At 64.9% G+C, this 25,910-nt stretch carries 28 protein-coding genes and 1 riboswitch; of the genes, 15 read left to right on the top strand and 13 right to left on the bottom strand.

Annotated elements, in window-relative coordinates; genetic code table 11:
* Positions 1-129: 129 nt before the first annotated feature.
* The 4 genes from ychF to ACZBJS_RS15205 form a co-directional block, all read right to left on the bottom strand.
* Complete coding sequence (gene ychF / locus ACZBJS_RS15220) at positions 130-1,227, bottom strand: redox-regulated ATPase YchF (RefSeq protein ID WP_057016605.1); 1,098 nt, start codon at positions 1,225-1,227, stop codon at positions 130-132.
* A gap of 61 nt (positions 1,228-1,288) precedes the next feature.
* The gene (gene pth, locus ACZBJS_RS15215; RefSeq protein WP_057016606.1) at positions 1,289-1,903 is read right to left on the bottom strand and encodes an aminoacyl-tRNA hydrolase; all 615 of its coding nucleotides are present in this window, start codon (positions 1,901-1,903) and stop codon (positions 1,289-1,291) included.
* Between the two features lie 55 nt (positions 1,904-1,958).
* On the bottom strand, positions 1,959-2,681 hold the full coding sequence (locus ACZBJS_RS15210; protein ID WP_168856580.1) for a 50S ribosomal protein L25/general stress protein Ctc: 723 nt from the start codon (positions 2,679-2,681) through the stop codon (positions 1,959-1,961).
* A gap of 275 nt (positions 2,682-2,956) precedes the next feature.
* Positions 2,957-3,217: an accessory factor UbiK family protein gene (locus ACZBJS_RS15205; protein ID WP_050384261.1), complete on the bottom strand. Its 261-nt coding sequence runs from the start codon at positions 3,215-3,217 to the stop codon at positions 2,957-2,959.
* A 177-nt stretch (positions 3,218-3,394) separates the two neighbouring features.
* On the opposite strand from ACZBJS_RS15205, the gene ACZBJS_RS15200 reads away from it, so the two are divergent.
* The 7 genes from ACZBJS_RS15200 to ACZBJS_RS15170 all read left to right on the top strand — a co-directional run bounded on the left by ACZBJS_RS15200 (position 3,395) and on the right by ACZBJS_RS15170 (position 9,831).
* Positions 3,395-4,129 (top strand): dienelactone hydrolase family protein, encoded by a 735-nt coding sequence (locus ACZBJS_RS15200; protein ID WP_057016608.1) that lies wholly within the window; start codon positions 3,395-3,397, stop codon positions 4,127-4,129.
* Between the two features lie 15 nt (positions 4,130-4,144).
* Entirely contained in the window at positions 4,145-4,987 is an 843-nt protein-coding gene (lgt, locus tag ACZBJS_RS15195; RefSeq protein WP_316395535.1) for a prolipoprotein diacylglyceryl transferase, read from the top strand.
* Positions 4,988-5,086: 99 nt separating this feature from the next.
* Positions 5,087-6,145: a class I SAM-dependent methyltransferase gene (locus ACZBJS_RS15190; RefSeq protein WP_168856587.1), complete on the top strand. Its 1,059-nt coding sequence runs from the start codon at positions 5,087-5,089 to the stop codon at positions 6,143-6,145.
* Complete coding sequence (gene pgeF, locus ACZBJS_RS15185; protein WP_076825521.1) at positions 6,142-6,909, top strand: peptidoglycan editing factor PgeF; 768 nt, start codon at positions 6,142-6,144, stop codon at positions 6,907-6,909. Before ACZBJS_RS15190 ends, pgeF begins: the two co-directional genes overlap by 4 nt.
* A gap of 136 nt (positions 6,910-7,045) precedes the next feature.
* Complete coding sequence (locus tag ACZBJS_RS15180) at positions 7,046-7,975, top strand: MerR family transcriptional regulator (protein WP_316395533.1); 930 nt, start codon at positions 7,046-7,048, stop codon at positions 7,973-7,975.
* Between the two features lie 102 nt (positions 7,976-8,077).
* Complete coding sequence (locus tag ACZBJS_RS15175) at positions 8,078-8,698, top strand: hypothetical protein (RefSeq protein ID WP_316395532.1); 621 nt, start codon at positions 8,078-8,080, stop codon at positions 8,696-8,698.
* Positions 8,699-8,877: 179 nt separating this feature from the next.
* Positions 8,878-9,831, top strand: coding sequence for a ribose-phosphate pyrophosphokinase (locus tag ACZBJS_RS15170; RefSeq protein ID WP_028344316.1), 954 nt, complete (start codon positions 8,878-8,880; stop codon positions 9,829-9,831).
* A gap of 153 nt (positions 9,832-9,984) precedes the next feature.
* Here the strand turns inward: ACZBJS_RS15170 and ACZBJS_RS15165 are convergent, their stop codons facing one another.
* On the bottom strand, positions 9,985-10,791 hold the full coding sequence (locus tag ACZBJS_RS15165; protein ID WP_316395530.1) for an SDR family NAD(P)-dependent oxidoreductase: 807 nt from the start codon (positions 10,789-10,791) through the stop codon (positions 9,985-9,987).
* Between the two features lie 104 nt (positions 10,792-10,895).
* Positions 10,896-11,477: a 6,7-dimethyl-8-ribityllumazine synthase gene (locus tag ACZBJS_RS15160; protein WP_316395529.1), complete on the bottom strand. Its 582-nt coding sequence runs from the start codon at positions 11,475-11,477 to the stop codon at positions 10,896-10,898.
* A gap of 78 nt (positions 11,478-11,555) precedes the next feature.
* Positions 11,556-11,709, bottom strand: a riboswitch (FMN riboswitch).
* A gap of 441 nt (positions 11,710-12,150) precedes the next feature.
* Between ACZBJS_RS15160 and ACZBJS_RS15155 the strand changes: the two genes are divergently transcribed.
* Both ACZBJS_RS15155 and proC read left to right on the top strand, forming a co-directional pair.
* Complete coding sequence (locus ACZBJS_RS15155; protein ID WP_016844492.1) at positions 12,151-12,651, top strand: type III secretion system chaperone family protein; 501 nt, start codon at positions 12,151-12,153, stop codon at positions 12,649-12,651.
* Between the two features lie 179 nt (positions 12,652-12,830).
* Positions 12,831-13,661 carry a pyrroline-5-carboxylate reductase gene (gene proC / locus ACZBJS_RS15150; protein ID WP_057016615.1) on the top strand — a complete coding sequence of 277 codons (831 nt, stop codon included), beginning with the start codon at positions 12,831-12,833 and terminating at the stop codon, positions 13,659-13,661.
* Positions 13,662-13,784: 123 nt separating this feature from the next.
* On the opposite strand, the gene ACZBJS_RS15145 is transcribed toward proC, so the two are convergent.
* The 4 genes from ACZBJS_RS15145 to ACZBJS_RS15130 form a co-directional block, all read right to left on the bottom strand.
* Positions 13,785-14,195 (bottom strand): thioesterase family protein, encoded by a 411-nt coding sequence (locus tag ACZBJS_RS15145; RefSeq protein WP_057016658.1) that lies wholly within the window; start codon positions 14,193-14,195, stop codon positions 13,785-13,787.
* A gap of 137 nt (positions 14,196-14,332) precedes the next feature.
* The gene (locus ACZBJS_RS15140) at positions 14,333-14,536 is read right to left on the bottom strand and encodes a tautomerase family protein (RefSeq protein ID WP_018269806.1); all 204 of its coding nucleotides are present in this window, start codon (positions 14,534-14,536) and stop codon (positions 14,333-14,335) included.
* Positions 14,537-14,655: 119 nt separating this feature from the next.
* Positions 14,656-16,170: a histidine--tRNA ligase gene (hisS, locus tag ACZBJS_RS15135; RefSeq protein ID WP_076825529.1), complete on the bottom strand. Its 1,515-nt coding sequence runs from the start codon at positions 16,168-16,170 to the stop codon at positions 14,656-14,658.
* Between the two features lie 274 nt (positions 16,171-16,444).
* Positions 16,445-17,524, bottom strand: coding sequence for a branched-chain amino acid aminotransferase (locus ACZBJS_RS15130; protein ID WP_225645612.1), 1,080 nt, complete (start codon positions 17,522-17,524; stop codon positions 16,445-16,447).
* Positions 17,525-17,854: 330 nt separating this feature from the next.
* Here ACZBJS_RS15130 and ACZBJS_RS15125 point away from each other — a divergent pair, with 330 nt between their 5' ends.
* The 3 genes from ACZBJS_RS15125 (at position 17,855) to ACZBJS_RS15115 (ending at position 20,626) form a co-directional block, all read left to right on the top strand.
* Entirely contained in the window at positions 17,855-18,403 is a 549-nt protein-coding gene (locus ACZBJS_RS15125; protein ID WP_410469710.1) for a MarR family winged helix-turn-helix transcriptional regulator, read from the top strand.
* A gap of 19 nt (positions 18,404-18,422) precedes the next feature.
* The gene (locus tag ACZBJS_RS15120; protein WP_038377300.1) at positions 18,423-19,127 is read left to right on the top strand and encodes a response regulator; all 705 of its coding nucleotides are present in this window, start codon (positions 18,423-18,425) and stop codon (positions 19,125-19,127) included.
* Positions 19,128-19,240: 113 nt separating this feature from the next.
* Positions 19,241-20,626, top strand: coding sequence for an ATP-binding protein (locus ACZBJS_RS15115; RefSeq protein ID WP_057016618.1), 1,386 nt, complete (start codon positions 19,241-19,243; stop codon positions 20,624-20,626).
* Between the two features lies 1 nt (position 20,627).
* Here the strand turns inward: ACZBJS_RS15115 and ACZBJS_RS15110 are convergent, their stop codons facing one another.
* Positions 20,628-22,841, bottom strand: a complete 2,214-nt coding sequence (locus tag ACZBJS_RS15110; protein ID WP_316395527.1) for a TonB-dependent siderophore receptor — start codon at positions 22,839-22,841, stop codon at positions 20,628-20,630.
* A 219-nt stretch (positions 22,842-23,060) separates the two neighbouring features.
* On the opposite strand from ACZBJS_RS15110, the gene ACZBJS_RS15105 reads away from it, so the two are divergent.
* Positions 23,061-23,327: a hypothetical protein gene (locus tag ACZBJS_RS15105; RefSeq protein ID WP_316395526.1), complete on the top strand. Its 267-nt coding sequence runs from the start codon at positions 23,061-23,063 to the stop codon at positions 23,325-23,327.
* Between the two features lie 157 nt (positions 23,328-23,484).
* On the opposite strand, the gene ACZBJS_RS15100 is transcribed toward ACZBJS_RS15105, so the two are convergent.
* Positions 23,485-24,015, bottom strand: a complete 531-nt coding sequence (locus ACZBJS_RS15100; protein ID WP_018269802.1) for a DUF3617 domain-containing protein — start codon at positions 24,013-24,015, stop codon at positions 23,485-23,487.
* Positions 24,016-24,058: 43 nt separating this feature from the next.
* Positions 24,059-24,358 (bottom strand): hypothetical protein, encoded by a 300-nt coding sequence (locus ACZBJS_RS15095; RefSeq protein ID WP_028341043.1) that lies wholly within the window; start codon positions 24,356-24,358, stop codon positions 24,059-24,061.
* Between the two features lie 166 nt (positions 24,359-24,524).
* Between ACZBJS_RS15095 and ACZBJS_RS15090 the strand changes: the two genes are divergently transcribed.
* Together ACZBJS_RS15090 and ACZBJS_RS15085 are read left to right on the top strand one after the other, a co-directional pair.
* Positions 24,525-25,001, top strand: coding sequence for a hypothetical protein (locus ACZBJS_RS15090; protein ID WP_057016620.1), 477 nt, complete (start codon positions 24,525-24,527; stop codon positions 24,999-25,001).
* 114 nt (positions 25,002-25,115) lie between these two features.
* A complete protein-coding gene (locus ACZBJS_RS15085) occupies positions 25,116-25,802 on the top strand; it encodes a ribonuclease T2 family protein (RefSeq protein WP_057016621.1) in 687 nt (228 codons plus the stop codon).
* Positions 25,803-25,910: the final 108 nt, after the last annotated feature.

Raw genomic sequence — 25,910 nt, 5'->3', positions numbered from 1 at the left:
GTGGTTATGGGTCCCGGGTCGCGCTTCGCTTGCCCGGGACGACGTGGGAAAGAGCGGCACCCGCACATTCAGCGTCGTCCCGGCCTTCGCCGGGACGACGTGGGGAAAAAGCTCTCTCGAAATCGATGCTCAGGTATTGAATCTGAAATGCATGACGTCGCCGTCGGCGACGACGTACTCCTTGCCTTCAAGCCGCAGCTTGCCGGCATCGCGCGCGCCGGCTTCGCCGTTGCCGGCGATGTAGTCGGCATAGGCGATGGTCTCGGCACGGATGAAGCCCTTCTCGAAATCGGTATGGATCACGCCGGCGGCAGCGGGCGCCTTGGTGCCGCGGTCGATGGTCCAGGCGCGGGCTTCCTTCGGGCCGACGGTGAAATAGGTGATGAGATCGAGCAGCCGGTAGCCGGCGCGGATCAGCCGATCGAGGCCGGCCTCTTCCAGACCCAGCGTCTCCAGGAAGTCAGTGCGTTCCTCACGCGACAACGTCGCGATTTCGGATTCGATCTTGGCCGAGATCACGACCGCGACCGCGCCCTCCTCCTTGGCGCGCTCGAACACTGCCTTGGAGAAATTGTTGCCGTCCTTGGCCGAGCCTTCCTCGACGTTGCAGACGTAGAGCACGGGCTTCGAGGTCAAGAGCCCGAGCATGCGGAACGCACGCTCCTCCTCCGGCTTGCGTTCCAGTCCGCGGGCAGGCTTGCCGTCGCGCAGCAACACCAGCGCGCGGTTGACCAGCTCGAGCTGCTCCTTGGCTTCCTTGTCGTTGCCCTTGGCCTTCTTCGAGAGGTTGTCGACGCGCTTCTCGAGGCTGTCGAGATCGGACAGCATCAGCTCGGTCTCGATGGTCTCGATGTCGGCGAGCGGCGCGATCTTGCCTTCGACATGGGTGATGTCGGAATCCTCGAAGCAGCGCACCACATGGGCGATGGCGTCGACCTCGCGGATGTTGGCGAGGAACTGGTTGCCGAGACCTTCGCCCTGCGACGCGCCGCGGACGAGGCCCGCGATGTCGACGAAGGTCAGCCGGGTCGGAATGATCTGCGCGGACTTCGCGACCGCCGCGAGCTTCTCCAGCCGCGGATCGGGCACCGCGACCTCGCCGACATTCGGCTCGATGGTGCAGAACGGATAGTTCGCCGCCTGGGCGGCCGCCGTCTCGGTCAGCGCATTGAACAGCGTCGACTTGCCGACGTTAGGCAGCCCGACGATCCCGCATTTGAATCCCATGTCTTCCTCGATAATCTCTGGTTCGTCATGGCGGGCTCGTGCCGATGACGGATAAGGGAGATCAGGCCGGCTTCTCGCCGCCGTTCTCACCCTTGTCGAAAAACCCCTTGGCCTGCATCGTCAGATGCACCTTGTTGGCGAACGACGCGTCGTGCCCCGCAGCCAGCAGGCCGGCATTGTCGGCGACGGCCTGGCACAGGGCCTCCACCCACGCCCGGTCGCTCTTGGCGAAGTCGGACAGCACGTGGCTGTGCACGAGCTCCTTGACGCCGGGATGACCGATCCCGAGCCGCACCCGCCGATACTCGTTGCCGATATGCGCGGAGATCGAGCGCAGGCCGTTGTGGCCGGCGATCCCGCCGCCGATCTTGACCCGCACCTTGGCGGGCGGCAGTTCGAGCTCGTCCTGGAACACGGTGATGTCGGAGGGCGCGAGCTTGAAGAAGTTCGCCGCTTCCTGCACCGCGCGCCCGGACTCGTTCATGTAGGTGGTCGGCTTCAGCAGCACGACCTTCTCGCGATCGACGACGCCCTCGGAGGTCTCGCCCTGAAAGCGACGGCGCCATGGTCCGAAACCATGACGCCGTGCAATCTCATCGACCGCCAGGAAACCGATATTGTGCCGGTTGCTGGCGTATTTCGCGCCGGGATTACCGAGACCGACAAAGAGGCGCATGGCGCGGCATCCCGCGTCGGCGCGCCATCAGACGATCGCGCGCCGACCTGATCGATTACTTCTTCTTGTCGCCACCGGCGGGAGCCTTGGCACCCGCGGCCGGAGCCGCAGCACCCGCAGCCGGAGCCGCCGCAGCGGCCGGAGCTGCAGCACCCGCGGCCGGAGCAGCGCCACCGGCAGCAGCCGCAGCCGCGGCCTTCTGCTCTTCGGCGTAGCCGGACGGCGGCACGAGGGTGACCAGGGTCGCGTCCTCGCGGGTCAGCGACTTCACGCCCTTGGGCAGCTTGATGTCGGTGAGATGCAGCGAGTGGCTGATCTCGAGGCTGCCGACGTCGGCTTCGATGTATTGCGGAATGTTGTCGACCGCGCATTCGAGTTCGAGCGCGTGGGTGACGATGTTCACGGTGCCGCCGCGCTTGACGCCGGGGGCGGTTTCGGCGTTCACGACGTGCAGCGGCACGCTGACGCGGATGGTGGCGCCTTCGCCGAGCCGCATGAAGTCGACATGGACCGGGAAGTCCTTCACCGGGTCGAGGTGGTAGTCGCGCGGAATCACGCGATGCTTCTTGCCCTCGAGATCGATGTCGAACAGCGTGGTGAGGAACCGGCCCGCCAGGATGCGCTGGCGCAGTTCACGATCGTCGACCGAGATGGTCACCGGGGGCTGGTTGTCTCCGTAGATCACTCCGGGAACTCTCCCGGCGCGACGCTCTGCCCGGGCGGCCCCCTTGCCGCTCTTCGGACGCGCGGTCGCCTTCAATTCCTTGACGGTCGCCATAGCGTTAAGTCCTTGTATTTAAAAAGTTAAAGGCCGCAGCGCGGCCCATGCTCAGGTCCACAGCAAGCCTCCAGGGGTGCGGGGGCCGCGGACGTGGCGGGCTTTTAGCCCCAAAGGGCCGAAATGACAAGGAAATGAAGGGATTTTTCTCGGGTTACCGAGCGAGGATCGTAGCCCGGATGGAGCGAAGCGAAATCCGGGACCACTGCCTCTGCGGGCCGGCCCCGGATTGCGCTTCGCTCCATCCGGGCTACGGGACTGCGCTCCGGGCCGTATCAGCCGGCCGTACCGCCGAGCTTGGCCTCCAGCGCCGCGATCCTCGCCTTCAGCGCCTCGTTCTCCTCGCGCGCCAGGCGGGCCATGTCCTTGACCGCGTCGAATTCCTCGCGCTTCACCACGTCGAGGTCGCGCAGGATCCGTTCCGCCTGGTTGCGCATGACCGTGTCGACCTCGCGCTTGACGCCCTGGGCGGCGCCCGCGGCATCGTTCATCAGACGGCCGATCTCATCGAAAAACCGGTTGCTGGTCTGGGTCATTTCGCAAAACTCTCCGCGTTCACTGCCTCGCGCCAAAGACAATGGCGATCTCAGCCATCCGGTTCAAGTCCGCCGCGAATGGCAGGCCTCCCGAGGCTTGCCTTGTCATGCTCCGGTTTCCTTGCAATCGTATGAACTCACAACAGAAATCGCACACATAACGCGAGCAGAAACGCCATGATCGACCAGACCGTCGAGATCCCGACCAAGGACGGCAAGACCACCACCTTCATCACCCATCCCGAGCGCGGCGGCCCCTTCCCCGTCGTCATCTTCTACATGGACGCGCCGGCGATCCGCGAGGAGCTGCGCGACATGGCGCGCCGGCTCGGCACGTCAGGCTATTATGTGATGCTGCCCAATATGTATTACCGCGCCGGCGTGATGGAGCTCGGCCCGATCAATCCCGATCCGGAATCGCCCGAGCGCAAGCGCATGTTCGAGCTGATGCACTCGCTCAACATCCCGCTGGTGATGGAAGACACCAAGGGCCTGCTCGCCTATGCCGAGACGCAGAAGGCCGCCAACACCAGGATCATCGGCACTGTCGGCTATTGCATGAGCGGCCGCTATGCGGTGAACGCGGCGACGCATTTCGGCGATCGCGTGAAGGCCGCCGCCTCGGTCTACGGCACGCATCTGGCGACCGACCAGCCCGACAGTCCGCATCTTGCCGCGCAAAAGACAAAGGCCGAACTCTATTTCGCCTGCGCCGAGACCGATATCTACGCGCCACAGGACATCATCGAGCAGGTGAAGGCCGGCATGAAGGGATCGAACAACGAGGTCGAGATCTATCCCGGCACGCATCACGGCTTTGCGTTCCCCAAGCGTCCGGTCTATGACCGCGACGCCGCCGAACGCCATTGGGAGCGGCTCCTCGCGCTTTACCGGCGCAACCTCGTGGGCTGAGCCTCAAGACGCACGATGCCGTTCCTGCTGATCGACTTTCCGGTGTTCAATCCCGTCGCGCTCTCGCTCGGGCCGATCGTGATCCGCTGGTATGCGCTGGCCTACATCGTCGGCATCGTGCTGGGCTGGATCTACGCCCGCTCGCTGATCAAGAAGGAGCGGCTGTGGGGCGGCCCGGCACCGATCACGCTGCCGCAGCTCGACGATTTCATCCTCTGGGTCACCATCGGCATCATCGTCGGCGGCCGCACCGGCTATGTGCTGTTCTACAATTTGCCCTTCTTCATCGCGCATCCGGGCGAAATCCTCGAATTGTGGAAGGGCGGCATGTCGTTCCACGGCGGCTTCCTCGGCTGCGTCGCCGCGGTGATGCTGTTTGCCCGCCGCAACAACATCCCGATCCTGTCGCTCGGTGACATCACCACCGCGGTCGCGCCGATCGGGCTGTTCCTCGGCCGGCTTGCCAATTTCATCAACAGCGAATTATGGGGCCGTCACGCCGATCCGAGCCTGCCCTGGGCCATGATCTTCCCTAATGGCGGGCCGCTGCCGCGGCATCCGAGCCAGCTCTACGAGGCCGGGCTCGAGGGCATCGTGCTGTTCGCGGCGCTGGCGATCATGATCCGGATGGGTGCGCTCAAGCGTCCCGGCCTGATCCTCGGCAGCTTCATCACGATCTATGGCGTTGCCCGAATCATCGGCGAGCACTTCAGGGAGCCCGACCCGCAACTCGGATTCCTGTGGGGCGGACTAACCATGGGCATGCTGCTGTCGGTGCCAATGATCATCGTGGGCGTTATCATCATCACGGCCGCCGTCCGCCGCAGGGCGAACGGTCCGGCACCGAGTTCAACCTGAACAGGTTCAATCCAAAGCAAGTGCAATCCAAGGAAGGCCGTGAACGAACCCTCCCCGCTGCTGGATGAGATCAGGAAGCTGATCAAGCTGTCCGGGCCGATGCCGGTCTGGCGCTACATGGAATTGTGCCTGATGCATCCGCGGTACGGCTACTATCTGTCGCGTGATCCGCTCGGCCGCGAGGGCGATTTCACCACGGCGCCCGAGGTCAGCCAGATGTTCGGCGAACTGCTCGGGCTGTGGAGCGCCTCGATCTGGCGCGCGATCGGCTCGCCGGAGACGTTCCGCCTGATCGAGCTCGGGCCCGGCCGCGGCACCATGATGTCCGACGCGCTGCGTGCGCTGCGCGTGCTGCCGCCGCTCTACCAGTCGCTCAGCATCCACCTCGTCGAGGTCAACCCGGTGCTGCGCGAGAAGCAGTACGCCACGCTGACGGGCGTGCGCAACATCACCTGGCACGATAGCATCGACGACGTGCCCGAGGGACCGGCGGTGATCCTCGCCAACGAATATTTCGACGTGCTGCCGATCCACCAGATGGTCCGCCGCGAGACCGGCTGGCACGAGCGGACGGTCGGGATGGATGCCAATGGCAACCTGTATTTCGCGCCCGCGCCCGAGCCGACACCGCATTTCGAGGTGCTGCTGCCGCCGCTGGTGCGCGCCGCGCCACTCGGGGCAGTGTTCGAATGGCGGCCCGACAACGAGATCATGAAGCTCGCCACGCGGCTGCGCGACCAGGACGGCGCCGCGCTGATCATCGATTACGGCCATCTGCGCAGCGACGCCGGCGACACCTTCCAGGCGATCGCGCGCCACAGCTTCGCCGACCCGCTGAAGAACCCCGGACAGGCCGACGTGACCGCGCATGTCGATTTCCAGGCCCTGGCGCGGGCCGCCGAGGATGTCGGCGCGCGCGTCCACGGACCGGCGACGCAGGGCGACTTCCTCAAGCGTCTCGGCGTCGAGGCCCGTGCCGCCGGGCTGATGGCGAAAGCAAGCCCCGAAGTCTCCGCCGACGTTGCCGGTGCGCTGAAGCGGCTGACCGATTCCGGGCGCGGCGGGATGGGCTCGATGTTCAAGGTCATGGCCATCTCCGACCCGCGCCTCACCTCGATCGCCGGATTGAGCGATCAGCCTGACGAGACCGAACAATGACATTGGGATCACCGCTGCTGTCGGCCATTCCGGGCCTGCGCCATGCCTTCTTCTCGCGCGAGGGCGGCGTGTCGGAGGGCATCTATGCCGCGCTGAATGGCGGGCTCGGCTCGCGTGACGATCCAGCCAAGGTCGCGGAGAACCGGCGGCGGATGGCGGCGCAGCTCGGCGTGCCGCTCGATCACCTCGTCAGCGTGCATCAGGTTCACTCGCCTGACGTCGTGGCCGTGACCGGTCCATGGAATGGCGCCGCGCGCCCGAAGGCGGACGCGCTCGTCACCCGCACCGAGGGCCTTGCGATATCGGTCACGACGGCCGACTGCGGCCCAATCCTGTTCGTCGATCCCAATGCGCGGGTGATCGGCGCGGCGCATGCCGGCTGGAAGGGCGCGCTGACCGGCGTGCTGGAATCGACCATCGACGCGATGGAGAAGCTCGGCGCCGAGCGCGGCGGCATCGTCGCCGCCATCGGCCCGCTGATCCGCAAGGAATCCTACGAGGTCGGCAACGAATTCGTCGAACGCTTCATCGAGGCCGATGCGGAGAACGGCATGTTCTTCATGCCCGCCGAACGCGACGGACACGCGATGTTTGATCTTGCCGGCTTCATCCGCATGCGGCTGGAAAATGCCGGCGTGCTGATGATCGACGATCTCGGCATCGACACCTATTCCGACGAGCGCTGCTTCAGCTACCGCCGCTCCGTGCACCGCAAGGAAGCCGATTACGGACGACTCGTTCACGCCATCGCGCTGGAAGGCTGACGCCGGGCATCCAACGCGTTTTCCCGCGAAGTGGATACCGGTTCGCGGTGAAGAAAACGCGTCAAGATAAAATCTGGCGATTTTTGTGCGACAAGCGTCTTGACTCTCCACCTGCTGGAGACCGGACAAGCGGCGCATGACACAACGCACCTACAGCATCGGCGAGGCGGCACGGCTCAGCGGAATTTCCGTCCGCAAGCTCCGCTTCTATTCGGACCAGGGGTTGCTGCCGCCGGCCGGCCGCACCGCGAGCGGCTATCGCGTCTTCACCGACGACGAACTGGTTCGCCTCGACCTGATCCGCTGTCTGCGCGATGCGGGGCTCGGTCTCGATGCTATCCGCGAGGTCCTGACCAAGGAACTCTCGCTGGTCGAGGCGCTGCAGCTTCGCCTCGAGACGCTGGAAGCGGAGATCGCGGCACAGCGCCGCGTCGCCTCGGCCCTGCGGGCTGCGTTGCGTTCACCGCAACTCACCGAAGCAGACTTGAGGAGATTTTTGACCATGACGCAGCTGTCCCGCGCCGAGCGCCGCAACGTCGTCGAACGCTTTTTCGAGAAGGTGTCCGACGGTATCAACATCGACCGGAAATGGATCCGGCAGATGATCGAGACCAGCGTGCCCGAATTGCCCGACGAGCCGACGCCCGAGCAGTGCGATGCCTGGATCGAGCTTTCGGAGATGCTCAACGACCCTTCCCTCGTCGCCAACATCCGCGCCAACGCGGAGGACGTCTGGAATCACCACGTGCTGGATCTCACCGCCTGGCAAGCGGCCAACGAAACCGTGCTGGCGAGAGCCAAGGAGATTATCGCGACCGACCTCGGCCCGACGTCGGAGGTGGGCCAGGCGCTGGCCCGCGACTGGCTGGAAACATCGGCGCGATTGCAGCGAAAACCTGATCTGGAATTCCGCAACTGGATCCGCGGCAAATATGCCCTGCACGACGCCCGTGCGGCGCGCTATTGGGAGCTCGTCGCCATCATGCGCGGGCAATCGCCGGACGCGAGCCCGAACCGCGAATGGGCCTGGATCACTGCAGCCATGCGGCACCATCTCTCTGACTGAGCAGGGAAATCCGAAACCTCGCGGCGCGCCGCCCGGATCGGTTAAGCGCTGTGGCCGTCCTGCCCTAGACGTTAAGCCGTTTTAACGATATCGCAGGACGCAATGAGGGAAGCGTCGAACCGCCAGTTTCAAACTGGGACAGCCGTGCGTGCCGCGATCGCATGCTCGTGGCTCGCGATCGCGTGCGCGCTTGGCGGCTGCGCGGCCGGCGGCAACGTGGCCGATTCCTACGCCATGGCCACGCCGGCAAGCAGCGGCGCAACGGTTGCGTTCGAATCGATCGACGGCCCGCCGCCCCAGGTGTTCGACCGCATGGTCGGCGTGCTCGACAGCGAGTCCAAGCTGCGCAGCCTGTCGATCGTGTCGCGCCAGGGCGCTGCCGCCTATCGCGTGCGCAGCTATCTGTCGGCTCAGGTGGTGCGCGGCCGCACCATGATCGCGTGGGTGTGGGACGTCTACGACAGCAACCAGCAACGCGCGCTGCGGCTCTCCGGCGAGGAGCCCGCCGGCAAGGCCGGCCGCGACGCGTGGGCCGCCGCCGACGACCTGGTGCTGCGCAAGATCGCCAAGGCCGGCCTCAGCGGCCTGTCCGGCATGATCAATGGCGGCCCGGCGGACGGCCCCGCGCCCGCCCCGGCACCGGACCTCCGCGGGCCCACGGTGGCAAGCGCCCCGGCCGCCGCCGCGCCCGAGACCGTGGCGCTCGGCTATTCCGCCGACTAAACCCCGTTATCGCCCGGGGAAATGCGTTTTTTGCCCAGGAAAACGGCGGCCAAGCCCGGCTAATGGGTTGCCATCGGATGCGCCTGCCTGATATTCCCTCGCGCACCGAAAACCCGCCGGTTCTGTAAGGACTTGAGATGCTGAACGTCGTATCCAGCAAGGCGCGGGGGGAAGCATCGATGTCGGCAAAGAACGGATCAATCAAACTCGTCGCCGGCAACTCCAATCCTGCGCTGGCGCAGGACATCGCCAAGGGACTTGGCATCGAACTGACCAAGGCCGTGGTCCGGCGCTTCGCCGACATGGAGATCTTCGTCGAGATCCAGGAGAACGTCCGCGGCTCGGACATGTTCATCCTGCAGTCGACGTCGTTTCCGGCCAACGACAATCTGATGGAACTGTTGATCATCACCGACGCGCTGCGCCGCTCCTCGGCGCGCCGCATCACCGCGGTGGTGCCCTATTTCGGTTATGCCAGGCAGGATCGCAGGTCCGGCTCGCGTACGCCGATCTCGGCCAAGCTGGTCGCCAACCTGATCTCGCACGCCGGCGTCGACCGCGTCATGACGCTCGACCTGCATGCCGGCCAGATCCAGGGCTTCTTCGACATCCCGACCGACAACCTGTTCGCGGCGCCCCTGATGGTGCGCGACATCAAAGAAAAGTTCGACCTCGCCAAGGTGATGGTGGTGTCGCCCGACGTCGGCGGCGTGGCGCGTGCCCGCGGCCTCGCCAAGCGCATCAACACCCCGCTCGCCATCGTCGACAAGCGCCGCGAGCGCCCCGGCGAGTCCGAGGTGATGAACGTGATCGGCGACGTCGCCGGCTACAACTGCATCCTGGTCGACGACATCGTCGATTCCGGCGGCACTCTGGTGAATGCGGCCGAGGCGCTGATCGCGCACGGCGCCAAGGAAGTCTCGGCCTACATCACCCACGGCGTGCTGTCCGGCGGCGCCGCCGCGCGCATCGCCTCGTCGCGTCTGAAGGAACTGGTCATCACTGACTCGATCCTGCCGACGGAAGCCGTCAACAAGGCACCGAACATCCGCCAGATCTCGATCGCCGGACTGATTGCCGAAGCGATCGGCCGCACCGCGGCGGAAGAGTCGGTTTCCAGCCTGTTCGATTAAGCCCCACTGTCGTCCCGGCGAAAGCCGGGACCCATAACCACAGGCCTCCATTGTGGAGAGCCACTGTGGCCCCAGCTTTCGTGACAACAAACATTCGTGGTTATGGGTCCCTGCCTTCGCATGGACGACACCAAGTATGTGGCGCCAGACGCGTTAGAACCCCGGCCGTGGAACGTGGCTCATCAGCGTCCGCGCATAGCCGCCATCGACGATGATCTCCTCACCATTGACGTATGACGAGCGGTCGCTGGCTAGGAACAGGGTCGCGTCCGCCATGTCCTGCGGTGCTCCGATCCGGCGCATCGGCACCACGGCGGTGCGCCGCTCGGTGACCCCTGGCGTGTCGTAGAAGGCCTGGCTCATCGGCGTCACGACAAGGCCGGGGCTCACCACATTGCTGCGGATGCCATGCGGCCCCCATTCGGCGGCGAGTTGCTGCGAGAGCATGACGACCGCGGCCTTGCTGACGCTGTAGGCGCCGCTCTGCCCCTGCGCATTGCTGGCAGCGATCGAGGCGACGTGGATGAGGCTGCCGCGTCCGGCCTTGCGCATCTGGCGGCCGAACGCCTGGGCGCAGATGAAATAGCCGGTGAGATTGACCGCCAGCACCGCATTCCACTCCGCGAGCGGCAGCGTGTCGAGCCCGCCCGGGCGCAGCACCGCCGCGGTGTTGACGAGGATGTCGCAAGCGCCGAGCGTGCGCGCGACGGCGTCGGCGGCTGCCGCGACATTGTCCTCGCTGGTCGTGTCGCAGGTCGCGACGAGATGACCGTCGCCGAACTCGCCAAGCTTTGCCTTGGTCTCCGCGAGGGAGCGCTCGTCGCGATCGAGCGCGGCGACGCTGGCGCCGGCCCGCGCGAAACTGACCGCGGTAGCGCGGCCGATACCGCCGCCTCCGCCGGTGACGACGGCAACGCGGCCCGACAGGCCGAGCCAGTCGGAGGAATGTTGTTCGGTCATGGGGCGCCTCCCGCGCGTTTTGGTTTTATGCCGCAAGCATAACCGAACGCGCCGCGGGCGAGAGCGATCCCGGCACGCATGCCGGAATCGCTTTTCCGCCGATGCTAGCCGGGAATCCCCGCCGCGACCTGGCCGCGCAGACGCTCGAGGCTGAGCAGCGTGTTGGCGCAGGCTTCCGCGACCTCGATCCCCTTGATGACGAAGTGCTTGCGGAAGAACTCGTAATGCACCTCGGTCTCGTGGAATTGCTGCGGCGTCAGCACCGCCGAGAACACCGGCACCTCGGTGCGCAATTGCACATCCATCAACGCCTTGATCACGGTGTCGGCGACGAATTCGTGGCGGTAGATGCCGCCATCGACGACGAGCCCGGCCGCGACGATCGCGGTGTAGCGGCGGGTCTTCGCCAGCAGCTGGGCATGCAGCGGGATCTCGAACGAGCCCGGCACCTCGAACACATCGACATTGGTGATGTGCCTCGCCTCGATCTCCTTCAGGAAGGAGATGCGGCACTCTTCCACCACGTCCCGATGCCAGGACGACCGTACGAAGGCAACACGCTGCGGCTTTGCGAAGTGCGGATGCTCCGGCGTCGGCGGAATGGCCGGCGTATCGGGAGCGCTTTCTGCCTGGGGGGTTTGGACTTGAGAAGCTTGAACGTCTTGGTCTTGCAACATCTGATTCATGGCTTTCCTCTTTCAGGACCAGAATCAGGGCACACGGACAACGACACGAGCCCACGCGAAAATCGCGTTGGCTGCCGCAACCGTTCTCTTTCATCCGGACTGTAACCGTCGGCTTCGGAATTGCACCGAATCTGCTGACCCTTCTCCCGGCTTCGCGGAGGAAGGCGCTCGCGGGCTTGGGCTCATCACCCTTACCGCCGGTGGGGATTTTCACCCCGCCCTGAGAACTCGGCACGCCCGGGATGGACGTGCCTGAGCAGAAATATGACCAAAGCGCGACAGCCGGGCAAGGCCTTTGGCATGGGGAAACGGCATGTCCCCATGAGCGCGTTGCGGCTCTGCAAGGTTGATGCGAGGGCCCGACGGCTGATTCACGGGCGCGGCGAAGCGCCGGCAAATGGTTAACAAAGCGTTACGCGAACGCTTAGATTCCGATTTGTTCTCAAAATCACAGATGTGGCGGAGATCAGCTGTGGACGATGCGCGCTTTGGCTGTGGACGGACTCGGCGTGCGGTTGCGCGGATTCCGCAAATCACATCACTTCATCGGCGTCAGGTCCAGGGGCATCCGGAAGCCCGGTCAAGGAACTGCACTCGGCCACGACGCAGTATGTCGCAAGTGCCGGCTTCCGTGTGCGTATCAAGCGATCATAAGAACAAGGTCCGAGACGGCATGTCCCTCCTCGAAAGCATTATCGATTCCCGGAATAACCCGCTTGCGGTGGTCGAAGATATCGCCACCGACAACAACTGGGCGTTCGAGCGTTCCGGCGAAGACGAGGTGACGATCGTCTCCAAGGGAGACTGGATCGATTATCAGCTCTCGTTCACCTGGATGGGCGAGATCGAGGCGCTGCATCTCGCCTGCGCCTTCGACATGAAGATGCCGCAGGCGCGCCGCGCCGAGGTGCAGCGGCTGGTCGCCGCGATCAACGAACAATTGTGGGTCGGCCATTTCGATCTGTGGACCCACACCGGCATGGTGATGCATCGTCAGGCGCTGGTGCTGCCCGGCGGCCTCACCGCCTCCACCGCGCAGTGCGAGGCCATGGTGGTCAACGCGATCCACGCCTGCGAGCGCTACTACCCGGCGTTCCAGTTCGTGGTGTGGGCCGGCAAGTCGACCGCCGAGGCGATGGCCGCGGCGATGTTCGATACCGAGGGCGAGGCGTAAGGATTTCGCTCCAGCGCTCCCACACGCTCGGCGTCGTCCCGGCGAAGGCCGGGACCCATACTCCGCGGCCCCTGGGCTTAAGCAAACTGCTTGTGGCTGATCGCGTGCCTCACTAGAACCGCCTGTGGTTATGGGTCCCGGCCTTCGCCGGGACGACGTGAGAGTTTGCGGAGTCACCTGTGAGCACATCCAGCAGCGCACTGACGAATACTTCCGGCACCATCGCGCTCGCGGGCGCGGGCAAGATGGGCGGCGCCATGCTGACCGGCTGGCTCGCGCAGGGCCTTGCACCCGAGCGCGTCGCGGTGATCGACCCGCATCTCTCGCCGGAGATTTCCGCGCTTGCCGCAAAGGGCGTGCGGCTCAATCCGCAAGCGAAGGATCTCGGCACGGTCGACACACTTGTCGTCGCGGTGAAGCCGCAATCGTTCCGCGACGCCGGCGCCGCACTGAAATCCTTCGTCGGTCCCTCGACACTCGTCGTCTCGATCATGGCCGGCACGACCATGTCAGCGCTGGAAGAGGTTGTCGGCGGCGCGGTGGTGCGCGCGATGCCGAACACGCCGGCAGCGATCGGCCGCGGCATCACCGTCGCTGTACCGTCGAAGCGCGTCACCGCCGCGCAGCGCGCGATGACCGATGCGCTGCTGAAAGCGACCGGGCTCGTCGAATGGGTCGACGATGAGAGCCTGATGGACGCGGTGACCGCGGTCTCCGGCTCGGGCCCTGCCTATGTGTTCCTGCTCGCCGAGGAGCTGGCGCGCGCCGGCGTTGCGGCCGGCCTGCCCGAGCAGCTTGCGACCACGCTGGCGCGGGCGACCATCGCCGGCTCCGGCGAATTGCTGCATCGCTCGGATCTGCCGTCGGCGACCCTGCGGCAGAACGTCACCTCGCCCGGCGGCACCACCGCCGCGGCGCTCGAGGTGCTGATGGCCAATGACGGCATGCAGCCACTGATGACCCGCGCGATTGCCGCCGCGGCAAGGCGCTCAAGGGAATTGGCGAAGTAGCGCATGCACCGTCATTGCCGGGCTTGACCCGGCAATCCATCGAACAAGGACGCTTTCTTCCTTGATGGATGCGCGGGTCAGGCCCGCGCATGACGAGTTCGCCGGACCAACGACACAGGCCGCCTACTGCGCCGAACCCGACGTCCCGGCCAGCCGCTTGTTGAAGCTTTCGACATTGATCAGACCGCGGGCGTGGCGGCCTTCGCCGAGCTTGCGCGTGCCCTCAAAGGCCTCGACCTCGAAGCGGATCACGCGGCGCTCGACCGCGATCACTTTGGAGGTCGTCCGCACGGTGGCGCCGACCAGCGCGGCGGCGAGATGGCGGATATCGACCTCGGTCCCGACCGTGACCCAGCCGGGCTGCAGCGCGGCGCGAATGGCATCGCCCGACGCCATCTCCATTTCGAGGATCATCATCGGCGTCGCATAGACCATCGGCATGCCCGGCACGAAGTGACCGACGGTGCGCTCCGGCGGCACCACGAGCATGCGCTCGGCGCTCATGCCGATCCTGATGAAATCGCGTGCGTCCATGGATGCCTTGCTCGTCATTCCGGGGCACGCGAAGCGTGAACCTCAGGTGCGCAATCGCGCATCGGGGAATCTGGAGATTTTGATCGAGATCCCCGGCTCGCGCTAATGCGCGCCCCGGGATGACGCGCTTTCGCGCGTCACTTCTTCGCCGCAGCCGCGCGCTCGACGAACGACTTGCCGCCCTTCATCTTGTGATGCAGCGGCGCTTCGTTGATCTGGATCACGACCGCGTCGGCATCGACGCCGAGATTCTTCACCAGTGCCTGGGTGATGTCGCGCATCATGCCGAGCTTCTGCTCGTCGGTGCGGCCGGCGGCCATGCTCACGGTGATCTCAGGCATTGTTGCTCTCCCTCTTGTTGTCGCCATGGCCGGGCTCCTCCCGGCCATTCACGTCGCCGCGCATCAAACAAGAGGTGGATGCCCGGCACAAGGCCGGGCATGACGTCACAAGCGAATGGCTATCCCCACGCCACGTCATGCCGCGCCAGGACCTCGCGGACCCTGGCGACCAGATCGGCCTCCGCGCAGGAGAACTGCGCCGGACGCGTCTCACGCCATTCTTGGTTGGAGGCGATCGCAGCTGCGGCCTTGGCGCCTTCGATCAAATCCTTGATCTGCACCTCGCCGCGCGCCTTCTCGTCCGAGCCCTGGATGATCACGCAGGGCGAGTTGCGGCGATCGGCATATTTGAGCTGGTTGCCCATGTTCTTCGGATTGCCGAGATAGAGCTCGGCGCGGATGCCGGCCTGGCGCAACTGCGCGACCATCTTCTGGTAGTCGGCGACACGATCGCGGTCGAACACGGTGACGACGACAGGGCCGAACTCGGCCCGCGTGTCGAGCTCGCCGAGCATCGTCAGCGCCGCCTGCAGGCGCGACACCCCGATCGAGAAGCCCGTTGCCGGCACCGGCTCGCCGCGGAAGCGCGAGACCAGGCCGTCATAGCGGCCACCGCCACCGACCGAGCCGAATCGCACCGGGCGCCCCTTCTCGTCCTTGGTGTCGAGCAGCAGCTCAACCTCGTAGACCGGGCCGGTGTAGTATTCGAGGCCGCGAACAACGGTGGGATCGATGCGGATGCGATCCGCGCCATAGCCGGACGCCGCGACCAGCTTGGCGATCTCCTCGAGCTCGCTCACGCCGGCCTGACCAACTTCGCTCTTCGCCAGATAGGTCTCCGCCGCAGCAATCGCCTCTCGCCAATCGTCGCGCTGCTGCGTGACGGCCAGGACGATATCGGCATCCGCGGGGCTCAGGTCGGCGCCCTTGGTAAAGTCGCCCTTGCCTTCTTCGCCGCCATCCCATCGTCCGGGACCAAGCAGCTTGCGAACCTCGTCGGCGGGAAATTTGTCCAGCTTGTCGATCGCGCGCAGCACCGTGAGACGGCGGCCCGCATTCTCCTCACCGCCGAGGCCGATCGCCTCGAGCACGCCGTCGAGCACCTTGCGGTTGTTCACCTTCACGACATAGGAGCCGCGCGGAATGCCGAGCGCTTCCATCGTGTCGGCCGCCATCATGCAAATCTCGGCGTCGGCCGCCGGCGTCGCCGAGCCGACCGTGTCGGCGTCGAACTGCATGAACTGGCGGAAGCGGCCGGGACCGGGCTTCTCGTTGCGGAAGACATAGCCGAACCGATACGACCGATAAGGCTTCGGCAGCGCGTCGAAGTTTTCCGCGACATAGCGCGCCAGCGGCGCGGTGAGGTCGTAGCGCAGCGATATCCACTGCTCGTCATCGTCCTGGAACGAGAACACGCCCTCATTGGGCCGGTCCTGGTCGGGCAGGAACTTGCCGAGCGCGTCGGTGTATTCCATCGCCGGCGTCTCCACCGGCTCGAAGCCGTAGAGCTCGTAGACGGCGCGGATCTTCTCGACCATCGCCCGCGTGGCATTGATCGCGGCCGGGCCGCGATCTTCCAGCCCGCGCGGCAGGCGCGCCTTCAGTTTCTGGGGTTTCTTGGGTTTCTCGGCCATGTCATGCGCTGCAAGGTCTGTAAGCCGCGGTAGCTTACAAATAGAACGCCGGGTTACCAGCCGAGGCGGCGCGGAGCAAGGTATCCGGCCGCTCTTACCTCGCCCCGCTTGCGGGGAGAGGTCGGAATTCAAGTGTAGCTTGAATTCCGGGTGAGGGGGACTCTCCGCGAGCCGTGCTCTTACCATGTTTGCGCAAGCAGCCCCTCACCCCACCCTCTCCCCGCAAGAGCGGGGCGAGGGAGCGAGAGAGAGTGCCTACCGTACAGCCCGCGCGTCAGGCGACGTTCCTGATCCAGTTATGCGGGTCGTTGGTGCGACCGTACTGGATGTCGACCAGCTTCTTGCGCAGGCCCATGGCGACCGGGCCGGCCACGCCGCCGCTGATCTGGAAATCGCCGCTCGCCGAGCACACCTTGCCGATCGGCGAGATGACGGCCGCGGTGCCGCAGGCGAACGCCTCCTTCAGCTTGCCGCTGGCGGCGTCAGCGCGCCATTGCTGGATCGTATAGGGCTCCTCGCGCACACGCGTGCCGGCATCCTTGGCAAGCGCGATGATCGAGTCGCGGGTGATGCCGGGCAGGATGGTGCCGAGCGGCGGCGTCAGCAGCGAGCCGTCGTCGAACGCGAAGAACACGTTCATGCCGCCGAGCTCCTCAATGTAGCGGCGCTCGACCGCATCGAGGAACACGACCTGGTCGCAGCCCCGTTCGATCGCCTCGGCCTGCGCGCGCAGGCTGGCGGCGTAGTTGCCGCCGCATTTGACGGCGCCGGTGCCGCCGATTGCGGCGCGCGTGTAATTCTCCGACACCCAGATCGACACCGGCGCAGGGCCGCCCTTGAAATAGGAACCGACCGGCGAGGCGATGACCGAGAAGATGTATTCGGCCGACGGCTTCACGCCGAGGAAGACCTCGCTCGCGATCATGAAGGGCCGCAGATAGAGACTGCCCTCGCCGCCCGGGATCCAGGCGCGATCGATCCGCACCAACTGCTCGACCGCATCGATGAACAAATCCTCGGGCAACGGCGCCATCGCCATGCGCTCGGCCGAATCATGGAAGCGGCGGGCGTTGGCGTCCGGCCGAAACAGGTTCACGCCGCCGTCGTCGCGCTTGTAGGCCTTGAGGCCTTCGAAAATTTCCTGGGCGTAGTGCAGCACCGCGCCGGCCGGATCGAGCGGAAAATTGGCGCGGGCCTCGACGCGGGCGCTGTGCCAGCCCTTGCCCTGGCTGTAGCGGACGATCGCCATGTGATCGGTAAAGACCCGGCCGAAGCCGGGGTCCACGAGCTTCGCCGCGCGATCCTTGTCGGACGTCGCATTCGGCGAAGGCTGGATGTCAAATTTCAAAGTCATTTTTCTTGCTTTCCGCTGTCGGAACCGGCGCGATACCCGGCGCCGGCCTGTTTCCCCCGGAGCCATCAGGCTCGGCTGGCCCGAACTTCACCACCGCCGGCCACGCCGCCGGCTTCCATCGCCAACATGCCGTTTAGACATGCTTTTGCGGAATGCTGAAGTCCAGTATGTTTGCCGAAATGCCGCTCGACAATCGCACGGTAGTCCAATTTGCGGCCCAAACCGCCTCACAGGCTCGTTCAGGCCGCCTTAAACGCTGTCGAGGACAAAACGACCTAATGTTTCGTCGTGACCGGCAGTTTTGTAACATTGAACCCAAGATACGTCAATATGACTGACATAAATTTCTCAGGCATGGCTGCCAAGCCCGATTCGCAGGGAGACGACAACGCCCCGGCGGCGGGGGCGCGCGACCTGCGCTGGGATATCATCGAGCTGTTGTTCTTCGCCTACCGCGACTTTGTCGGCGATGCCGACCAGGAGCTGGAGGCGTTCGGCTTCGGCCGCGCCCACCACCGCGTCATCCACTTCGTGACCCGCTATCCGGGGCTGAAGGTCGCCGACCTGCTCGACGTCCTGCGCATCACCAAGCAGTCGCTCGGGCGCGTGCTCAAGCAGCTCCTGGACGAGGGCTATATCGTGCAGAAGACCGGCAACAACGACCGCCGGCAGCGCCTGCTCTACGCCACACCGAAGGGCGAGGCGCTGGTCGCCAAGCTCGCGGGGCTGCAGACCGACCGCATCAACCGCGCGGTCGCCGGCATCGATCCGGCCGGCCTCGAGACGGTTCGCCAATTCCTCCGCGCGATGATCGACCGCGACGATCCCGACAAGGTGCTCGAAGCGATCTTCGGCGGCGGCAGAAAAACGAGGGAGTGAGCTGGTGCAGGCTGCAACCATGATGCGCGCGCCGGTCGAGCCGGCCGACGACGCGCCGCATCTTCTGCTGGTCGACGACGACCGCCGCATTCGCGACCTGTTGTCGCGCTTTCTCTCCGGCGAAGGCTACCGGGTCACGACGGCAATGAGCGCCACCGATGCGCGCGCCAAGCTGCTCGGGCTGCATTTCGACCTGCTGATCCTCGACGTGATGATGCCCGGCGAGAACGGCTTCGACCTCGCCCGCTTCATCCGCAGCTCCTCGACGGTGCCGATCATCATGCTGACCGCCCGCCACGAGGCGGAAGCCCGCATCGAGGGCCTGCAGATCGGCGCCGACGATTATGTCGCCAAGCCATTCGAGCCGCGCGAGCTGGTACTCCGGATCGGCAATATCCTCAAGCGCACCGCGCCGCCGCAGGTCGCGGTCGTCGAGCAGATCGCGTTCGGCCCCTATATTTTCCACATCGAGCGCAGCGAACTGCGTCAGGGCGAGGAGATCATCCACCTCACCGATCGCGAGCGCGAGATGCTGCGCATCCTCGCCAGCGCGCCCGGCGAGACCGTGCCGCGCGCCGAGTTGACCTCCGGCGGCACCGTCAACGAACGCGCGGTCGACGTGCAGATCAACCGCCTGCGCCGCAAGATCGAGCACGATCCTGCCAATCCGCTGTTTCTGCAGGCGGTGCGCGGCATCGGCTATCGCCTGGTGGCTTCGCCCTGAGCATGACCCAGAAAGTAGCCCGCATGAGCGAAGCGATATGCGGGGTTGGCAAGCCCCGGATATCGCTTCGCTCATCCGGGCTACGAAATCCCATCGCTCTATAAGTATCGAACATGAGCACGCTCGACTCCGGCCTGACCCTGATCCGCAACGCCTCGCAGCGCGTCTCGAAGGCGAACGGCTGGATGGGCAACGCGTTCAAGAGCTGGATGCCGACCGGCCTCTATGCCCGCGCGCTGTTGATCATGATCGTGCCGATGGTGATCCTGCAGACCGTGGTGGCGTTCGTGTTCATGGAGCGGCACTGGAACACGGTGACGCGGCGCCTGTCGGCCGCGGTGGTGTCCGATATCGCCGCGCTGATCGACGTCTACAAGAGCTACCCGCAGGACAAGGACCGCGCGCAGCTTCGCCGCATCGCCCAGAAACTGCAGCTGGTGGTCGATTTCCTTCCCGCCGGCGACATGCCGCCGCCGGGGCCGAAGCCGTTCTTCTCGCTGCTCGACCAGACGCTGTCGGTGCAGCTCGGCCGCCAGATCAGCCGCCCGTTCTGGATCGACACCGTCGGTAAATCCAATTTGGTCGAGATCCGCGTGCAGCTCGACGATTCGGTGATGCGGATCTTCGCCCAGCGCAGCGCGGCCTACGCCTCCAATTCGGAGATCTTCATCTTCTGGATGCTCGGCACCTCGACGATCCTCCTGATCGTCGCCGTGCTGTTCCTGCGCAATCAGATCAAGCCGATCCTGCGGCTCGCCGACGCCGCCGAAAGTTTCGGCAAGGGCCGCGAGGCACCGAACTTCCGGCCGCGCGGCGCGCGCGAGGTGCGGCGCGCGGCGCAGGCCTTCATCGAGATGAAGGCGCGCGTCGAACGTTCGATCGAGCAGCGCACCGCGATGCTCGCCGGCGTATCGCACGATCTGCGCACCATCCTGACCCGGTTCAAGCTCGAGCTTGCCCTGATCGGCGAAGGCCCCGAGATCGAGGCGATGCGCAAGGACGTCGACGAGATGTCGATGATGCTGGAGGATTATCTCGCCTTCGCGCGCGGCGATTCCGGCGAGGTCGCGCAGCCGACCGACATGGCGTTGGCGCTGGAGGAATTGCGCAGCGACGCCGAACGCCACGGCCACACCGCGACCGTTGCATTCCACGGCCTGCCCGTCGTCACGGTGAAGCCGGCCTCGTTCAAGCGCTGTCTCGCCAATCTCGTCTCCAACGCGGCGCGCCACGCCAACACCATCTCGATCACCGGCCATCGCGACCATCGCTATCTCAACGTCACGGTCGACGACGACGGGCCGGGCATCCCCGCCGACATGCGCGAGGAAGTGTTCAAGCCGTTCCTGCGGCTCGACGATGCCCGCAACCAGGACGAAGGCGGCACCGGGCTCGGGCTTGCGATCGCCCGCGACATCGCCCGCTCGCATGGCGGCGACATCATGCTCAGCGAAAGTCCGATGGGCGGCTTGCGCGCCGTCGTGCGGGTGCCGGTGTAACCTACCAGCGGTAGGACAAGGTGCCGATGACCTGCCGCCGTTCGCCGGCATAACAGTAACCGGACTGGCAGGTCTGGTAGTGCGTGTCGAACAGATTGGTCGCGTTGACGCGCATCGTGGCGCCGAGGAAGCGCCGGTCCAGCTTGCCCAGATCGTAATCGATCACCGCATCGAACAACGTCGTCGCAGCGTTCTGGAACGTGTTCTGGTCGTTACCGAAGTTCGTGCCGATATAACGCACGCCGAGACCAAGCCCGAGGCCTTCGACGGGCACGCCGGACTGGAACGTATACTTGCCGAAGGCGGCGAAGGAATTCCCCGGAATGCCGGAGAGCTCATTGCCGGTCGTATCGGGATTGCCCTGCGTGATCACGACGTTGAGATGGGTGTAGGCGGCGGTGAGATCAAATCCCTGCTTGAGCGCGAGCTTCGCCTCGAGTTCCACACCCTTGGATTCGACCTGCCCGGTCGCTGCCTGGAATGCCATGTTGTTCGGATCGGTACGCAGCACATTGTCCTGCGTGATGTCGAACACCGCGGCGGTCAACAGCACCGGAACGTTCGGCATCTGGTACTTGATGCCCACTTCCTTCTGCTCGCCGGTGGTCGGCCTGAACGGCAATCCGGATGCGTCGACGCCGACCTGCGGGGCGAATGCCGTCGCGTAGCTGATATAGGGCGCAATGCCGTTGTCGAAGACGTAGCTCAGGCCCGCACGGCCCGTGAAGGCGGTCGCCTTCTGCGTTGACGGCACGCCGTCGAGACCCGCGGTCGTGGTCTGCGACACCCAGCTCTGGCGGCCGTTGAGCGTCAGAATAAAGCCTCCGAGCTTGGCCTGCTCCTGCGCATAGACACCGACCTCGTCGGTCGACTGCTTGTTGAAGATCGAGAATGCCGGCGTCGCGATGGCCTGGGCGCCGTAGTTCATGGTCAGGAGATTGAGATCGGGCGCCGGGCCGTAACCGATCTTGTCGTTGTAGTAGGAGTGACCGTAGTCGACGCCGAACAGCACGGTATTCTTGATCGCGCCGAGCATGAACTTGGCCTCGGCCTGATTGTCGAGCGTCACCGTGTTGAAGCTGTCCAGGATCCGCCACGCGGACCGCGACGCCAGATTGGTGCTGCTGTCGATTGAATCGATCTGGGTGTATTTCGCGTCGACGTCGACCTGGTAGAAGCGGAAGTTCTGCCGCACCGTCCACACATCGTCGACATTGTGCTCGAACGCGTAGCCGATGCGATATTGCTTCTGATCCATGGCGCTGAACGCCGGATCATTCGAGTAGATGTTGGTCAATTGTCCGTCGGGCGTGCGGAAGTTGCCGATGCTTGCGGCGGTTCGGCTGCTTTGATATTCGCTCAGGATGGTGAAGGACGTGTCGGCGTCGGGCCGCCAGGTCAGCGCCGGCGCGATATAGGCGCGATCGTCGTCGTTGCCCGGATACCAGGTCTTTGCGTCGCGAAGCAGACCCGTCAGCCGGTAGTACAGCTGATCGCTGCCGGGCACCGGACCACCGACATCGAAACTGCCCTGGTAACGGTCGTAGGTGCCGCCCTGCAGCTGCACCTCACCGAATGCCGTCAACGGCGGCCGCTTGGTCGTGACATCCACGATGCCTCCCGGAGAGCCGAGGCCATAGAGGCCCGAGGCTGGACCGCGGAGGATCGACACGCTGTCGAGACCGTAAGGTTCGATCTTGGGAATTGCGAAGTTGCCGCCGCCCTGGCGCAGGCCGTCGCGATAGATCCCTGTATAGGTCGCGTCGAAGCCACGGATGTAGAAACTATCGAACCTTGGATCATAGCCGAACGCCGTGGTCGTCACGCCCGGCGTGTAGCTGACGGCGTCCTTGAGCGTCTGAACGTTGCGATCCCTTAGCTCCTTTTGCGTGACGACCGAAAGCGACTGCGGCGTCTCGATCAGCGCCGTGCTGGTCTTGGTGCCGGCAGTGCTGGCGGTCGCGACGTAACCCGTCGTCGTACCGATCGCGCCACCTGTGCCTTGCGACCGCGGAGCCTGACTCTGGGCGGACGCCGAGGCACTGCGGCGCCGGTTCGCCGCGACCGCGCGCGAAGTCCTGGTATTCTGACTTGAAACGACGGCACCGCGCTTTTTTGCGGCGCCAGGTTCATCCACCGTCACTGCGGGAAGTTCGCTGACATTGTTCTGCGGAGGACTTGTCTGCGCCTGAGCGGTGGCGACGTCTGTGCCCATTGGCACAAGTATGACCGAACCGAGCAGCGCCGCATTAATCGCAGCCGTTGATGCGAGCAAGCCGCGCTTGCTCCGCAACGAAGCCATTCCCACCGAACAAATCCCCACATTGCCTTACGCCGACATCGATCGAGCCGCGTTTGCGACAAGGCCGGCATCGATTGGGGCTGACTTCTATCGGCGGGATGATCGAAATTCCACACGCGCAAAATAGAATCGATGGAAGCAGAAACGAAGCGCAACACTGGAGTGATTCAAGATGCGCAACGCTGGAACGATTCAAAACGACATGTTGGCGCGTCAGGCTTTCGACACAACGAATGCGAATGCGATGCGCGTCGTCTCTCGCAGAGAGTCTCGAACGCGGGAGCACGCGGCGATCATTCGATGATGTTGCATCCCGTCGACGTCATCGCGCGCCAAGGAGCGCACGAACGCGGTGAACCGTCATCTCCGCGCAAAGGCTTCGCCTTTGCGCGGGGATGACGGGGAGGGATCGGATGGATTGCACATCGCCTCCGCGCAAGATTGCTTTGCAATTTTGTCGCGAGCTACTCGAAATGATGGTGCGGCAAGCGGCGCAGCCTCTCAGCGTGCGAGGCGATGCATTCAGGCGCGCGGCAACAGCCGGATGCGCTGCGCGCTACTTCTGCTTGGGCAGGAGGCCCTTCAGCTTTTCCATGTCCTTGACGTTCATCTTCATGCCGCCGGGCATGATGATGTCGCCGGCCTTCTGGTCGCTCTTGCAGGCGCCGAGCCATTTCGCCTCGATGGTCATCGTGGTGTCGCGCGAGCCGGCCGCGCCGCCCTCGGCATGCGAGGTGCTCTTCACCGTGTAGGCGGAATTAAAATCGCCGACGATCTCGGCATGGCTCTGCATCGTCATGCCGGCGACGCTGCAGACGCTGTCGCTGACATAGCCGGTCGCGGTCTTCTGGATATCCTGCTTCGAGCAGACTTCCTTGGCCATCGGCGAGGCCGCCGCGCTCATCTCCTTGTCGGTGGTCTCGTCGGTGCAGTGCTGCATGGTGATTTCGGGCATCGGCCCGCCGGTGCGCACCATCTTCATCTCCCACAGACCGGCCTTGCGGATCGGCAGGTCGACGGCACTTGCGGCGCCAGCGGACAGGACAAGGCACACAGCCGAACCAAGCAAGGCAAGCTGTCGGGTCATGCGGTCGGCTCCCGGCTGAACGATCGAAATATCCGGTGCGCGCTCAGTAGAGCGTGCGCAGCGGCCTCTGGGCTGCGCCATAGGGCACCCAGCGACAGGCGAAAGAGATGTAGCCGCCCGGATAGTTCTGCATCGCAAGGAACTTAACCACCTTGCCGTAGGAGGCGCAGTGATCGACTGCGAGTTGCCGGGCGTCGCTCTGGGTCGCCAGCGTATAGGCGATGATACCGCCGGTATCATTGCCCTTGAACGGCGGTACCGGCTGCATCCAATCCGCCCGCGCCGGCACAACGGCCAGCATCCCGCAAACGGCAACCAAGCACGCGGCCAATTTCCTTCGCATCGCAGACTCCATTTCGCTTCGAGCCAACATAGAGTGCGCCGGCGACCGTGAAAAGAACGAGCCGGCTCCCCAAAGTGGACTTCTCCGCAGGTGTTGCCGCCCTGCACTTGACCTTGCCGGGGCTTCGCGGCACCGTCCGCGGCATCGGATAATCGGGTGGATTCCCATGCGCAACCTGTTCAACTCCCGCAATAAACTCGGCCGCAAGCTCGGCCTCGGCGCCGCACTCGTGGTCGGCCTGCTGGCTTTCGGGGGTACGGCCCAAGCCGCCAATCCGCTCGAAATGAACTTCTGGCTGTCCGGCCCGCGCTATGACGGCAATGTGGCCCCATGCGAGAAGGCCCTGACGGTCATCAGCACGCAATTCCAGGAAAAGGAAGCCACCTTCTGGAATTCGCCGCTCGTGATCACCGGCTTCAACGGGATTCACGAAACCGCCTTCCGCCCCTGGCAGTCCGACAATATCCCGCGCCGTTATTGCACGGGCGAGGCGATGCTGAGCGACGGCAAAGTGCGCAAGGTGCACTATTCGATCATCGAGGACGGCGGCTTTGCCAGCATCAATCAGGGCGTCGAATGGTGCGTCGCGGGGCTCGACCGCAACTGGACCTATAACCCGTCCTGCAAGGCCGCGCGGCCCTGATCTCCGACCAGATTGCTAAAGCAGGAGCCGCCGCCATTTGGACGGCGGCTTTTTGTTCTTGAAATGTTCTCGCGGCCTGCTAGGCTCTGGGCGGTCGAGTGAGGGAGCGTTTTGATGCCTCGGTTGGACACGATTTCCCGATTTTTGATTTCGGTTGCCATTATTCTGTGCGGTGCGGTCGGGGCGTCGGCCCAGGATCGCCGCCAGAATGCGCCCGGTGAGTTCGATTTCTATGTGCTGTCGCTGTCGTGGTCGCCCTCGTTCTGCGAGGCGGCGAGCGAGCGCGGCAACAACGGCCGCGGCACGCAGGCGCAATGCGGCGGACGGCCATATTCCTTCGTGGTGCACGGCCTGTGGCCGCAATATGAGCGGGGCTTTCCGGAATACTGCCAGCGGCCTTCGCCGCGACTCGCCCGCAGCATCATGAGCTCGATGCTCGACCTGATGCCGGCGCCCGGGCTGATCTACAACGAGTGGGACAAGCACGGCACCTGCTCCGGTCTCGGCGAGCGCGCCTATTTCGAAGCCATCCGCAAGGCCCGCGCCACGGTGAAGATCCCCGAGGAATTCCTGCAATTGTCGGAGCCGAAGACGGTCGCGCCCGACGAGCTGGAGACGGCATTCATCAAGGTCAATCCGGGCCTCAGCAACTCCGCGATCTCGGTGACCTGCGACAGCAAGCGGCTCAGCGAGGTGCGGATCTGCCTCAGCAAGGATCTGCAATTCCGCTCCTGCGAGGAAATCGACCGCCGCGCCTGCCGCCGCGATCAGGTGCTGATGCCGCCGGTTCGCGGCGGCTGAAACTCTGGGTCATGGCCGGCAGACCCGCGCTGCGCGTCGTCGCGCAGCATGTCCCGGCCACCTGCGCCATCGCGAAACAAGCAAGATAAGGCGCAGATGCCCGGGAGC

Source organism: Bradyrhizobium sp. KZN70725 (assembly GCF_055264925.1).
This window is presented reverse-complemented; position numbering and strand designations above follow the sequence as displayed.